This window comes from Rhizobium sp. Root1334 (assembly GCF_001426665.1).
Classification (GTDB): Bacteria; Pseudomonadota; Alphaproteobacteria; order Rhizobiales; family Rhizobiaceae; genus Pararhizobium.
On record NZ_LMEY01000023.1, the window covers coordinates 490,026 to 503,574 of the forward strand.

The following is a 13,549-nucleotide window of genomic DNA, read 5'->3' on the forward strand; positions in this document are numbered from 1 at the left end:
CTGAAATAGGATAGGCAGCCGCCAATGCAAGCGGCCTGCGCGCATATCAACCCGTGCTAGAAAGCGGTTGGCCCGGTCCTATGGCAGCGCGCATCTGGGCTGCGGCGCCGGCAAGGGCGCGGGCGCTGGCAACAGATGCGGCATGAAGGCTTCCGGCCATGCTCAGCCCGTCACGTCCCAATGCCTTTGCCTCATAAAGTGCCACGTCCGCCTGTACCATGGCATCGGACAACGAGCCGCCGGGATCGACCATGGCTATGCCGATGCTGACCGTCAGGCCAATTTCCAAGTCACTGTTGGTCTGCACGGGGGTCGTTCTGACAGCGGTGCAGATCGCCTCGGCAATCTCCGCCACCTCCAACCGGCCAGCGCCGGCAAGGGCGATACCGAATTCTTCGCCGCCCAGGCGCCCGAGGATACCCCGGCCTGCCAATGTCGCGTGAGCGATCCGGGTGAAGTGGACAAGGGCTGCGTCTCCACCGGCATGCCCATGAAGGTCATTGATCTGCTTGAACCTGTCCAGATCCAGCAGCATGAACGCCGTCTGCTGCCGGGATCCCGTGGCCGCCGCAAACATGCGCTCGAACGCGGTCATGAAGGCGCGGCGTGACAGGGCACCGGTCAGGTCGTCATGGGCGATCATGTGGCGGAGATTGGTGATCATCCAGCCATGCAGCATCAGGATGATGCCCAGAAAGAACAGCGGCATGATCAGCAGGCGTGCCGCAAGGAAGGCTGTCGCCCACATCGGCGGAGCAAGCATACTGTTCACAAGGTCGAAGCCGGTCATGGCCGTTACGACCCGAAAGGCATGAAGGAGAGCGACCAGGAAAGCCATGACGCAGCAAAACAGCATGTATGGTGCGATCGCCCGTTCCTCTGGCCAATGGCGCAGGATGGTCGCGCCGATGAGAACGCAGATGAGGCTCAAAAGCCCGTTGCCGATCACGATGCGTGCCAGGTGACTATGAGCGCCGTGGCTGAAGAACAGTAGTGCTGCGGAGACACCTGCAAGGCTGACGGCGATCAGCCATGCTCCGGGGAGCGTGCAGCCCAGGAACTGCCGAAAGCCGCTGAGCATCACAAGTCCGGCGGCGACTATCAGTATCCCGCCGGCTACCGTGTGAAACCACACAGGAACGATGCTGGCCGTCAGGGCCACAGATGCCGCAAGTGCTGTCAAAAAACACGCTGCACTGAAGCTTGCGACCCCCGGCACGCCGGTTTTGCGCAGCGACAGGAGCACGGGAAATGTGACCAAAAGGGAAATGACTGCAATAGCGGAAAGAAAGCTCATAGGCGCGGATTCCTGCCGGGTGGTGCTCAAAAAAGTTTGGTCCGGTGAAGCGGATAAGGCCAAATTCGTAGTCTCAGCGACTTAATTTTTTTAATCGAAAATCGCAGCAATTTTAATCAGTCCGGCAATAGGGTGCAATTTCCACGGGTATACGTTGCGTGAAGCGGGAAATGCCTCCGGGCTCCTCAAATCCAGGCTGCCCCGATGTTCCGTCAGGCTCCAAAACGCCCCGGCGGCAGGGGATAGAGGAAAAATCCAGCGCGTAAGAAACGGGTGGCGCGAATGCGCAACTCAAAGGATAACTGTGACCCTAAGCTGCAGAAATCGCCATGCCGAAGGCGGCGCCGTCTCCTCGTTCCAGGCGGCCTGGATCACGCATGTTGCCGGGCCAGGAGCAGGCTGCTGCCGATAAAAACCACGGATCATGTGAGCGTCTCCTTATTCTCGCCAAAAATAAAAGCTCTGAGACCGGACGCAAATGCAGTTTTTTGAGCTTCAGGTTGAACGCAGGCGTTGATGCGCCGGAGTTCCAACTGATTGCCAGACCATGATGTCCTGGGCGGGGAGGGTTGTCCTCATCGCTTTTTTGCCTGCGGCAGGTGCCGCTCTCCTGTGCCCACCATGCTCCCTGATTTTCTTGGAGCCCGTGTAAAGGAATTGGTTACCATACTTTGTCATTCTTTTGATCGACCGGCAGGCCCCGGCAAGCGCGCAATTTGGCGCAAACTGGGCTTTGGACCGGCCTCGGCGGCAATGTGCCTTGTTGCTCTCCGATTGAGTAATGCGTTTCGGGTAACGAGTATCATGGCGTTTGCAGCAGAAAAATGCAGTCATCCCGCATCTTCCGGCCGACCGGGCGCGCGTTCCAGGCCGTTGTCGCGTTTGCTCGCGGGGGCGACCGTTACCGGCATCGGCATTGCCGCTTCCATATGGATGGTCGCGACTTTCGCGGCGATGCAGGGCATGGGCTCGTCACTGCCGTCCAACAAAGGTCCGCGGCTTGAGGCTTCATTGGGGCTCAAACCGATCATCCACGCCACCCCGCAACAGCGTGTTGTACATCTTTCCAAGTTTTCGCGGATCACCGTTCTGCCGCGTATGAATCTCGTCGCCACGGCGGTTCCGCAAAAGAGCCTGGCCGCAATCGCGATGGCCAAGCCCGCTGTGGATTTTGCCGAAAAGACGCAGGTTCTGGCGCTGGCGACGGCTGCTGCGGCCAGAGGCGATGCGATCATTACCGGCTCGACGCCGGTCACGGCCAACGCGCTTGTCGAGACCGTGTCATTGAAAGAACAGGGACTTGGCAAGCCCTTCAGTCTGGTCATGCCGGAACCGGCATCGTCGCTGAACGGCATGCTTCCTGATCTCGGACCGGTGCCATTGGCGAAACCGCGCGGCATCGCCGATGCCGTCCGCAAGTCCGATGACAAGGCAACGAAGCCGGCAGCCAAGGAGCTTGCCTACGCCAAGCCTGATTTGCCGATGGACGACGACAACGAGGTTCGTCCGTCGTTCCGCGGCAAGCGAGGGGTGGCCTACTATGACATCTCGGCCGGCGTCGTCTACATGCCGAACGGCGAGAGGCTGGAAGCGCATTCCGGTATCGGCAAGATGCGCGACAATCCCGATTACGTTCACGTCAAGATGAAGGGGCCGACACCGCCCGGAACCTACAAGGTGACGATGCGCGAGTCGCTCTTTCATGGTGTCGCCGCAGTTCGCCTGACCCCGGTGGATGGCGTCGCGCCGCATGGCCGTGACGGCCTGCTCGCGCACAGCTATCTCCTGAGAAACCGCGGCGATTCCCATGGCTGCGTCGCCTTTGAGGAATATCCCCGCTTCCTGAAGGCGTTCAAACGCGGCGAGATCACTCATATGGTCATCGTCAAGAGCATGAAGGGTTTCTCAGCTCCCAAGCGCACCTTTGCTTCGCTGTTTTCCAAGGGCGCGTAGACCGGCGCGCTTCGATTTTCGGCAAAATCTGACGATACGCATCCAGGCCGCGAAATCTGAATGGTTTCGCGGCCTGGATGCGTTTTATCACACCATCCCCTCGCCAACGGTTTCACACACAGGGCCAGCCCAGCTTTGCCCCTCGTTTCTACGCCTCCATCTACCCATTACAGACCGAAAGACATGTCATTTAAGATATGCTAATATAAGGTATTGGGAGGGGGAAATGTTTGCTCCTTATCGAGTAGGCGTCATTGCGTTTGGTTTGCTGGCCTTCGATGTTGCGCCATTGAAGGCTGTTGAGTCGATCGGCAAGGCGGTTGAAATCAAAACTGCCGTGACGGGCACGCGTGGCGACCTGTCAATCAACGACCCGGTGTTCCAGGACGAGCGGATCCGAACGTCAAAATCGGGCCTCGGCCAGTTTATCTTCCGGGACGGGACCAAGCTCGCGGTTGGATGGGGCTCATCCGTCGTGGTCGATAAATTCGTTTTCGACGGCTCCAATTCCGTGAAGAAGCTGACAATCAAGGCTGCCAAAGGGACTTTTCGCTGGGTCAGCGGAAAATCCAACCACACAGCCTATGAAATTTTGACGCCGGCCGGGACGATCGGCGTGCGAGGAACGGCCTTCGATTTCTATATCGGTGGGGATGGGACGACGGCCGTGGTGCTGCTCGGCGGCGCGGCGAGTTTTTGTGGGGCGGGTGGTTGCCGGCAGTTGATGCGGCGTTGCGATTACGTCGTCGCCAGACGCAGCGGTGCCGTGACCGATGTCCGCCGGGTTGATCGCGGCATCTTTACCACACTTGGCACCACCAAGGCTCTGCCATTCCTGTCCGGCAGTCAAAAGCTTACCGCCAGCGGCGGTTACGGCGGTTGTGGTCTTGCGAGAGCGGTCGATATCAAGCCGAACGATGTTCCCAAGCAAGTGCGACCAACGCCCAAGGAGCAAAAACCGGACCGCGACAAGCCAGATCGTGATAAACCGGACAAGGATAAACCGGACAAGGACAAACCAGACCGGGACAAGCCGGATCGTGATAAGCCAGACCGTGACAGACCGGATCATGACAGACCCGACCATGACAGGCCGGATCATGACCGTAACCACGACAAGAACGATAGGGGCAATGGCGATCGTAACGAGCCTGACAGGCCCGGTAACCGATGACCAATGGCGCTATGACGGGGCCAGGACGACTGGGACCGGATATTCAGCGGGTAGGGCTGGAGGACGGTATTTCCGGGGCGCCACTTGCGTAGATGGGGCCATCGTCTTCCTTTTGAGCCGCGCTGTGCGAAAAATGTTCGGTCCGGCGTGAGATGCGGCGATAGAACTCTGTCAAATTGACCGGTAGTACAGTTGCCTTCACTTTTGCGGCCTGCAGGAGTTTTCGTATGACCGGGGACTTGGACGCCAGTGCTTCGATCATCTGCAGATGGATGCTTTTCAGATCGTGAAACTCTGCGGAGGCGGCGACACGGTCGTCGCCGATCACCGCGAAGGTGCGCGTCCTTGTACTCTTGCCCTTGAGCGGCAAAGCGCCGGCTTCCAGCAAGGCATAATGCGACGCGCGATCCGCGGTGCTCTCCGAGATGAGTATGTCGAAACAGACCTCCTTGCAGGCTGTTTCAATACGCGCTGTGACGTTGACGGTATCGCCAACGGCGGAATAGTTGAAATGCGTCTCCGCGCCCATATTGCCGACGCAGGCGAGGCCGGTATGAATGCCTATGCCAATACCAACGGTCCGCTCGAGTCCAAATCCGAAGGCGTCCTCGGCATTGAGACGGGCAAGGGTCTCCCGCATACCCAGCGCCGCACGGACCGCTTTCCCAGGATGATCGGTGACATCGACGGGTGCATTCCAGAAAGCCATGATCGAGTCGCCGATAAACTTGTCGAGCGTGCCTTCGTTGGCGATGACGTGACGGCTTAGCGCGTCAAGAAAGGTGTTCAGGAAGCCGACGACTTCGGCGGGCGTCAACCGTTCGCTGATCTCGGTGAAATTTCTGACATCGACAAACATTACCGTCAGTTCCCGGTCATCGCCGCCAAGACGTAGGGCGTTCTGGGTGTGCTCGATGCGATAGAGCAGTGATGGGGAAAGGTAGTGACCGAAGGCCAGCCGGACTTCGCGCCGCTCCCGGTCTATCACCAGAAACCGGAATGCCGTTGCGGCGAAATGCGTGATGGAGCCGCTGACAATGGGTGCCAGCGGGTCGAAGAGAAGCCCGCCATAGATGAATGCACTCCATGATGCGGCAAGAGCGAGCGCTGTGATCGAAAGGCCGCAGGCCAGCGCAATTGCCGGACTGAGAAAGGTGGTCAGGAAAACCAGCAGGCTGCCCGCCACCGCGATAGACAGGATTTCAAGTCCATCGGCCCAATCGGGGCGCGACAGAAAATGCCCTGACAGAATCTGCTCAACGATCTGGGCTTGAAGCGAGACACCAGGGACATTTTCGCCGAGCGCCGTTGTTCTTATGTCCTGAAGGCCGGCGGCGGACGTGCCCACGAAGATGATGCTGCCGTTGATCTTGGCTGCTGTCCCTTCCGGGATATCGCCGTCAGCCAGCAGTTCCCGCGTTGAAATATAGCGGCCGGCATTGTCAGGCGTGACATGGAGCCACAATTCTCCCGCGGCGGTCACCGGAACGACGAAGTCGCCAATCTTGATCCTGGTTATCGTGTCGGGCACATCGGCCGCATCTGCGAGCAGATAGGTGGAGGCGCCCTGGGCGACGCGCAATGCTTCCAGTGCAAGGTTTGGATAGAGTTGTTCGCCGTCGCTGAGCAGCAAGGGTACGGTGCGCACCACCGACGACGGGTCGCCGGGCGTCAGGCTGATATGCCCGAGACCTGCGGCATTGGCCTCAAGTTGCGGCCGCAGCGGCGTTGAACCGAGGATTTGCGGGGGTGCATTGAACGGCGGCTCACCGGTAAAGGCAAAGCCGGCCTTCATTTCGGGGCGGCTGTTTCCTTTGTTCGACAGTGCAAACCCGAGCACGACGGGTTTCCCGGCAATCGCTTGCGCGAAAATTTCGTCATTGTCCGGCAGTCGCGCAAGCAGCGACGGGTCGATCCCCGCGATGTCGCGAATGACGGTGCGGGGCGAAAGACGGTCGGGCTCTGAAAAGAGGATGTCAAAGGCGATCGCAGAAGCGCCCATGGCGGAAAGGCGGACGACCAGCTTAGCCATCCGATCCCGTGGCCACGGCCACTGGCCGAACTCCTCAAGCGAAGCTTCGTCTATGTCCAATACATGAACCGGCATATCCTGAAAGGTACGCGGCGCGATGCGCTGATATTCATCAAATGCGACTTCGCGGGCCTGTCGCAGCAGCGGCGGGTCGCTTGCCCGCAGGATCGTAAGGATCGCGACAATCACCAGACCGACAATGACGCCAATTTGCTGCGCGCGTGTCATGACTATGCCATCCACCCCTAAGACCGGTTGAACTTAGCACAAGCGATGACAATGGGGAAAACAGGCATATCTGGCTTTGGGAGTGCCTCCTTATGAGACAGCGGGTCAGCGCGCCCGTGTGCGCAAGGTTGGGGAATTGCCACCGCGAGCACCGTGCTTTAATCCCGTCTACACTCTCTGGGGGTGGCTTTCATGCGAATCAATGCGATCACGAATTGGGCCTACGGCGTGACAGTCGTCCTGACCGTGCTTTCGGGCGGCGCTTTCATCCTGTCCACCAACAGTGCCAACGAGGAGCGGTTGGCGGTCGAAGAGCATCTGGCGCTGGATACGCTCGCGGAAGAATTGGCGCTCGGGGCCGAGGAGCGAAGCGACGAAGCCCGTCTGTATGTCATGCGCGGTGACGAACGCCATCTGGAAGCGTTTCACGCGAAGGAAGGCGAGGAGCGCCGCCGTGAGGCGGCGATCAAGAGTATCAAGGAACAGGGCGCCTCATCCGCAGAACTGGCAGCGCTTCAAGAGGTCGAGCTGGATGCCGAGGCACTGGACAAGATCGAGGCTGCCGCTATTGGCACCTATCGCAACGGCGATCAAGCGGCAGCACGGGAGGCACTCTTTGGTGCTGAACATGAACGCCTGCAGACGGATCTGCTCGATAGTGTCGGGCGGTTTCGCGATCTGACCGGGGCCCGTACCGGCGCTGCGCTGAATGCTGCGCGGTTACGAAGCGACTGGTTCGGTGTCGTCGCCAAGACGATGCTGGGGCTGACGGCGGCACTGTTCCTCGGTGTTCTCTATTTCGTCCTCAAGCGCCGCATCGCCATGCCGCTGACGCGTATGACCGGTATCGTTACACGGCTGGCAAAGCAGGATTATGCCGTGGACGTTCCGCTGGATCAGCGCCGCGATGAAATCGGCGAAATGAACGAAGCCATCCATATTTTTCGTGCCAATGGGCTGGAACGCGACCGGCTGGATGCGGAGAGCCGGCTCGACCAGCAGACCAAGGATTTGATCCTGCAGATGATGCACCGGCTGCAAGCTTGCCAAACGCAGAGCGAACTGGCCGACGTGGTGGCGCGGTTCGCACCGCAGATATTTCCCAATCTCGCCGGTCACCTCTATGTCTTGAACGAAAGCCGGACACTGCTGTCGACCGTTGGAAGCTGGCTCGATCCGCAGCAATCGGCAGCATCCTTTGCGTCCAGCGCCTGCTGGGGACTGCGGCGGGGCCGTCCGCATCTGAGCAACCGCGGTCACAGCGACATTGCCTGCCAGCATCTCGAGGAGACCAATGTCGCCGGTCTTTGCGTACCGCTGACGGCGCAGGGCGATACGATCGGGCTTCTGTATTTCGAGGAGCGTTCCGGGGCGGTGACGGACGTCGAAACCTCACGCCTCTATCTGGAGCTGATTGCAGAAAACATCGGCCTTGCCGTTGCCAATCTTCAATTGCGCGAGAAGCTCACCCATCTTGCCGTGCGCGATGCGCTGACGGGGCTGTTCAACCGGCGCTGGCTGGATGAGACCCTCAACCGCCACGCACGCGAGGAGGCAACCGATCCGCTGGCCTGCCTGATGATCGATATCGATTATTTCAAGCGCTTCAACGACGAGTTCGGGCATGATGCCGGCGATGTCGTCATGCAATATGTGGCGCAGATCGTCATCGACACGGTGGGGGAATCCGGTAGTGCCTACCGCTTTGGCGGCGAGGAATTCACCGTGCTCCTGCCGGGGATGACTGAGGCGGCAGGCTTCGAATTTGCCGAACAGCTAAGGACCAGGATCGCGACGGCGCCCTTGTCGCACCGCGGCCGAATCCTAGGATCGGTGGCCGTTTCCATCGGCGTTGCATCCGCTCCCGCAGGCGGAACGGTGCCGACATTGCTGACGCGGGCAGATGCAGCGCTCCTGAATGCCAAGGCGAGCGGGCGCAACATGACGGTATCGGCCGGAAAATTGATCCTGGGCGACATGCAGGATTCCGCGTAGAAGCAGCTTATCTGTCACAGGCTTTCTTCACGCCGTTAGGCGGCCTGCAAAACGCCTGCCAGGCGTGGCGTTCACCTCTAAACGCAAAAACACTTTCAAAAAAAACGCATACAGTCAAAAATCGTTGGCCCGCTATGGTTTCACAACGTGCATTCGGGAGAAATGCATGGAAGCACGAACGTATTCTGGGAGGAGTGGTTTTGCTGCAGAGAAATGTTGAAACTGCACCCTTGGTGAGGCCCGAAGACGAACGGCTGGGGGCTGGCGCGACTGTGGTCTATGGACTGCAGCATGTGTTGACCATGTATGGCGGTATTGTCGCCGTGCCGTTGATCGTCGGGCAGGCCGCCGGTCTTTCACCAGCTGAAATCGGCCTTTTGATCACCGCATCGCTGTTCGCCGGTGGTCTTGCAACGCTGCTCCAGACGATCGGCCTGCCGTTCTTCGGCTGCCAGTTACCGCTGGTGCAGGGCGTTTCCTTTGCCAGTGTCGCGACCATCGTCGCGATCCTCAGCGGTGGCGGCGAGGCGGGCGGGCTGCCGGCGGTGCTCGGTGCCGTCATGGTCGCATCGTTTGTAGGTTTGCTGATCACGCCAGTGCTGTCGCGGATTACGAAGTTCTTTCCGCCACTGGTCAATGGCATTGTCATCACCACGATCGGGCTGACGCTGATGCCGGTGGCGGCCAATTGGGCGATGGGCGGAAACCGCAATGCGCCCGATTTTGGCAGTATGTCCAATATCGGCCTTGCGGCGCTGACGCTGTTGGTCGTGCTGTTGCTGAGCAAGCTTGGCAGTGCCTCGATTTCGAGATTGTCCATCCTGCTTGCGATGATCATCGGGACGATCGCCGCCGTGTTTTTCGGCATGGCTGATTTCTCCAAGGTTGGAGACGGGCCGATTGTTGCCCTGCCGTCGCTGTTTCACTTCGGCCTGCCGGTGTTTCATCTGGCTGCTGTGATTTCGATGTTGATCGTCGTGATGGTCATTCTGGTGGAGACTTCAGCCGATATTCTCGCTGTCGGTGAAATTATCGAGACGAAAGTGGATTCAAAACGGCTTGGCAACGGGTTGCGCGCCGACATGCTGTCGAGCCTGATCGCGCCGGTGTTCGGTTCGTTCACACAGAGCGCCTTTGCCCAGAATGTCGGACTGGTGGCCGTGACGGGCGTGAAAAGCCGTTATGTCGTCGCGGCTGGAGGTCTCATCCTGGTGACGCTCGGTCTCTTGCCGGTGATGGGACGGGTGATCGCCGCCATTCCGCCGTCCGTTCTCGGCGGCGCAGGTATCGTGTTGTTCGGCACGGTGGCGGCAAGCGGCATCCGGTCGCTCTCCAAGGTCGATTATAACAACAACATGAACCTGATCATCGTTGCCACCTCGCTCGGTTTCGGCATGATCCCGATCGCCGCACCGCATTTCTACCATCAGTTCCCCGGCTGGTTCGAGACGATCTTCCATTCCGGCATCTCGTCCTCGGCGATCATGGCGATTTCGCTCAACCTGTTGTTCAATCATTTCCGGACGGGAAATTCGGACCAGCAGTCCGTCTTCGTGGCGGGAACGGAACGCAGCCTGCGGTACCAGGATATTTCGGAGCTGCACGACGGCGACTATTTTCAAGGTGGCAAGCTTTACGATGCCAAGGGCAACGAAGTGCCGGTTATGGCGCAGCCGGGAGGGGCGCACGGGCATTAGGCCAGCCGGTCAGGTTTTTGAGCGGCCTTGCTTCAAGAAAGAAGCGGGCCGCGCTCTGCCGATATGGATCCTCGGGCTTGACCCGAGGATCCATTCCGAATCATGATTGCAACCATGGCGGGCTATGTCTACATCGTCACCAATCACAGGCGAGGAACGCTTTACATCAGTGTGACTTCCGATCTCGAACGCCGTATTTTCCAGCATCGAGAAGCGATGACACCTGGGTTCACCGCCAAATATGGCTGCAATCAACTCGTCTGGTACGAAGAACATTTATCCATCGGCACTGCGATCCAGCGCGAGAAATCGCTCAAGCGCTGGTACCGGCAGCGGAAGATAGAATTGATCGAGGCGATGAATCCGGACTGGCGGGATTTGTATCACGAGCTTTGGTAGGTTTGGGCGTGGATCCTCGGGGCTAGCCCGAGGATGACGGACTTGGTGTAGTCTGCGAAGATACTCAGTGTAGCCGCGGAGTTGATGAACTTGGTTGAGCCAGCGGATAGTGGACTGGTCGGTCCGGGTGCCGTTCAAGCTACCGCATCCCCAAAGCAGTCATCCTCGGGCTAGACCCGAGGATCCACCCCCACGCCTATCGGTCACACCTTCTCTACAAACCCGTCGAGCACCCGCTTCTGTCCGGCCCGATCAAAGTCAATCGTCAGCTTGTTGCCTTCGATCGCCGCAATATTCCCATTGCCGAATTTGATGTGAAACACCCGGTCGCCGACGGAGAATTTCGAGGGTTCATCGACCTTCGACTTGGCGATCAGTTCGCCGTCGATGGTACGGGCTTTGGGGCCACTTTCGCCGTAACCGATACGCTCGATGGACACGCCGGAGCGGTTGCCCCAGTTGTCGCGGGTGGCGTCGGTCTTGTTGGCCTGGGCGCGTTTCCAGCCGGGGGTGGAATAGGTGTTGGCGAACGGCTCCTGCTTGTCGAAGCGCGACTGGCCGTAGCCGCCGCGATTGTAGCCGCCGTAGGACTGTTCGGCTTCAGAGACTTCGACATGGGCCGTCGGCAGTTCGTCGAGGAAGCGTGAGGGCAGCGTCGATTGCCACAGGCCATGGATGCGGCGGTTGGAGACGAACCAGATATGGCAGCGGCGTTTTGCCCGGGTCAGGCCGACATAGGCAAGGCGGCGTTCTTCCTCGAGACCGGAACGGCCACCTTCGTCGAGCGCACGCTGGTGTGGAAACAGGCCTTCCTCCCAGCCGGGCAGGAAGACAGTCTCGAATTCCAGTCCCTTGGCTGAATGCAGCGTCATGATCGAGACCGCGTCGAGTTCGGCATTCTGCTCGACATCCATCACCAGCGCGATGTGCTCGAGGAAGCCGCGCATGCTCTCGAACGCTTCCATCGAGCGGACGAGTTCCTTCAGGTTTTCCAGTCGGCCCGGCGCTTCGGCGGATTTGTCGTTCTTCCACATATCCGTATAGCCGGACTCTTCGAGAATGGTTTCGGCGAGCTCGGTATGCGGTGTGTTTTCAAGCAACCCCTGCCAGCGCTGGAACATCGAGACGACGTCGAACAGCGACTTTCGGGGCTTGGGCTTCATTTCATCGGTTTCGATGATATCAGCCGCGGCCGCCAGCATCGGGATATCGCGCTTGCGGGCATAATCGTGCAGGGCGCGCACCGTCGTGTCGCCAAGGCCGCGCTTGGGCGTGTTGACGATACGCTCGAAGGCAAGATCGTCGGCCGGTTGGCAGACGAGACGGAAGTAAGCGAGCGCATCGCGGATTTCGAGGCGTTCATAGAAGCGCGGGCCGCCGATGACGCGGTAATTCAGGCCGAGCGTGACGAACCGGTCTTCGAACTCGCGCATCTGGAAAGAGGCGCGCACCAAGATCGCCATGTTGTTGAGCGGATGCTTGGTGCGCTGGAGTTGTTCGATCTCCTCGCCGACGGCGCGGGCTTCCTCTTCGGAATCCCAGGCGGCGTGGACCTGCACCTTGTCGTCGTTGGGATCGACGCGGTCAGTGAACAGCGTCTTGCCGAGGCGGCCTTCATTGTGGGCGATCAAATGGCCGGCGGCACCGAGAATATGTTCGGTGGAGCGATAATTGCGCTCGAGCTTGATCACCTTGGCGCCCGGAAAATCCTTCTCGAAACGCAGGATGTTGTCGACCTCGGCACCGCGCCAGCCATAGATCGACTGGTCGTCGTCACCAACGCAGCAGACGTTCTGCGGCACGCCCTTCGGCCGTTGGGCGAGCAGTCTCAGCCACATATACTGAGCGGTGTTGGTATCCTGGTATTCGTCGACGAGGATATAGCGGAATTTGTCGTGGTATTCGCGCAGGATATCCGGATTGGTGCGGAACATGCGGATCGGATGCAGCAAAAGATCGCCGAAGTCGCAGGCGTTCAGCGTCATCAGCCGGGCCTGATAGGCCGCATAGAGTTCGCGGCCCTTGCCATTGGCAAACGAGCGGGCGTCGCCTTCGGGGATTTCGGCAGGGCCAAGGCCCTTGTTCTTCCAGCCATCGATCATCTGGGCGAACTGTTTGGCAGGCCAGCGCTTGTCATCAATGCCATCGGCCTGGATCAACTGCTTGACCAGCCGCACGACATCATCGGTATCGAGGATGGTGAAGGAGGATTTCAGGCCGACCAGTTCGGCATGGCGGCGCAGGAGCTTGACGCCGATTGAGTGGAATGTGCCCATCCACGGCATGCCTTCGACGGCGCCACCGACGAGAACGCCGACACGCTCCTTCATCTCGCGGGCGGCCTTGTTGGTGAAGGTCACGGCGAGGATCTGAGAGGGGAAAGCGCGGCCGGAGGCGAGGATATGGGCGATGCGGGTGGTGAGCACGCGGGTCTTGCCGGTGCCCGCACCAGCCAGCACCAGAACCGGGCCGTCCAGCGTTTCCACGGCTTCGCGCTGTTCCGGGTTGAGGCCGGAAAGATAATCGGGCGCACGGTGCTGGTCCCGGGCGGCCATGGCACGCGCAGCGATGCCGCTAGCAGGGGCAGGCGGGGCCGGTTGCGGGCTCAGGCCACGCTGTGGACGCGGCGCCGGTTCCTCATCAAAGAAGGGAATATCGTCAAAACCATTGCTCATGCGGCTCAATGTAGTGATTCGGAGCCGAAAGGCCAGAATTCCGTTCTGCTTTTATTCCAGAATGTCCAGCTTGCCTGTGGAGACAACCGCTTTTTGGCC

General features: G+C 59.6%; 8 protein-coding genes. 5 read left to right on the forward strand and 3 right to left on the reverse strand.

Annotation, left to right across the window (positions count from 1 at the left end; translation table 11 throughout):
* Positions 1 to 46 precede the first annotated feature (46 nt).
* Positions 47 to 1,297: a GGDEF domain-containing protein gene (locus tag ASD36_RS20775; protein WP_060506770.1), complete on the reverse strand. Its 1,251-nt coding sequence runs from the start codon at positions 1,295 to 1,297 to the stop codon at positions 47 to 49.
* 804 nt (positions 1,298 to 2,101) lie between these two features.
* On the opposite strand from ASD36_RS20775, the gene ASD36_RS20780 reads away from it, so the two are divergent.
* Together ASD36_RS20780 and ASD36_RS20785 are read left to right on the forward strand one after the other, a co-directional pair.
* Positions 2,102 to 3,250 carry a DUF2778 domain-containing protein gene (locus tag ASD36_RS20780; RefSeq protein ID WP_060506771.1) on the forward strand — a complete coding sequence of 383 codons (1,149 nt, stop codon included), beginning with the start codon at positions 2,102 to 2,104 and terminating at the stop codon, positions 3,248 to 3,250.
* 226 nt (positions 3,251 to 3,476) lie between these two features.
* Positions 3,477 to 4,424 (forward strand): FecR domain-containing protein, encoded by a 948-nt coding sequence (locus ASD36_RS20785; protein WP_060506772.1) that lies wholly within the window; start codon positions 3,477 to 3,479, stop codon positions 4,422 to 4,424.
* A gap of 43 nt (positions 4,425 to 4,467) precedes the next feature.
* Here ASD36_RS20785 and ASD36_RS20790 read toward each other — a convergent pair whose 3' ends face one another.
* Positions 4,468 to 6,684, reverse strand: coding sequence for an adenylate/guanylate cyclase domain-containing protein (locus ASD36_RS20790; RefSeq protein ID WP_060506773.1), 2,217 nt, complete (start codon positions 6,682 to 6,684; stop codon positions 4,468 to 4,470).
* Between the two features lie 192 nt (positions 6,685 to 6,876).
* Between ASD36_RS20790 and ASD36_RS20795 the strand changes: the two genes are divergently transcribed.
* From ASD36_RS20795 to ASD36_RS20805, 3 genes are all read left to right on the forward strand, one after another.
* A complete protein-coding gene (locus tag ASD36_RS20795; protein ID WP_060506804.1) occupies positions 6,877 to 8,679 on the forward strand; it encodes a diguanylate cyclase in 1,803 nt (600 codons plus the stop codon).
* A gap of 200 nt (positions 8,680 to 8,879) precedes the next feature.
* Positions 8,880 to 10,376, forward strand: a complete 1,497-nt coding sequence (locus ASD36_RS20800) for a nucleobase:cation symporter-2 family protein (RefSeq protein ID WP_244482382.1) — start codon at positions 8,880 to 8,882, stop codon at positions 10,374 to 10,376.
* Positions 10,377 to 10,490: 114 nt separating this feature from the next.
* Positions 10,491 to 10,775: a GIY-YIG nuclease family protein gene (locus ASD36_RS20805; protein WP_060506806.1), complete on the forward strand. Its 285-nt coding sequence runs from the start codon at positions 10,491 to 10,493 to the stop codon at positions 10,773 to 10,775.
* A gap of 203 nt (positions 10,776 to 10,978) precedes the next feature.
* On the opposite strand, the gene ASD36_RS20810 is transcribed toward ASD36_RS20805, so the two are convergent.
* Positions 10,979 to 13,450: a UvrD-helicase domain-containing protein gene (locus tag ASD36_RS20810; RefSeq protein WP_060506807.1), complete on the reverse strand. Its 2,472-nt coding sequence runs from the start codon at positions 13,448 to 13,450 to the stop codon at positions 10,979 to 10,981.
* Between the last annotated feature and the right edge of the window lie 99 nt (positions 13,451 to 13,549).

Bases quoted from the DNA above. Each gene is read 5' to 3' on its own strand.
- ASD36_RS20805 (WP_060506806.1), top strand. From the start codon at position 10,491: ATGGCGGGCTATGTCTACATCGTCACCAATCACAGGCGAGGAACGCTT.
- ASD36_RS20790 (WP_060506773.1), bottom strand. From the start codon at position 6,684: ATGACACGCGCGCAGCAAATTGGCGTCATTGTCGGTCTGGTGATTGTC.
- ASD36_RS20775 (WP_060506770.1), bottom strand. From the start codon at position 1,297: ATGAGCTTTCTTTCCGCTATTGCAGTCATTTCCCTTTTGGTCACATTT.
- ASD36_RS20780 (WP_060506771.1), top strand. From the start codon at position 2,102: ATGGCGTTTGCAGCAGAAAAATGCAGTCATCCCGCATCTTCCGGCCGA.
- ASD36_RS20795 (WP_060506804.1), top strand. From the start codon at position 6,877: ATGCGAATCAATGCGATCACGAATTGGGCCTACGGCGTGACAGTCGTC.
- ASD36_RS20810 (WP_060506807.1), bottom strand. From the start codon at position 13,450: ATGAGCAATGGTTTTGACGATATTCCCTTCTTTGATGAGGAACCGGCG.
- ASD36_RS20785 (WP_060506772.1), top strand. From the start codon at position 3,477: ATGTTTGCTCCTTATCGAGTAGGCGTCATTGCGTTTGGTTTGCTGGCC.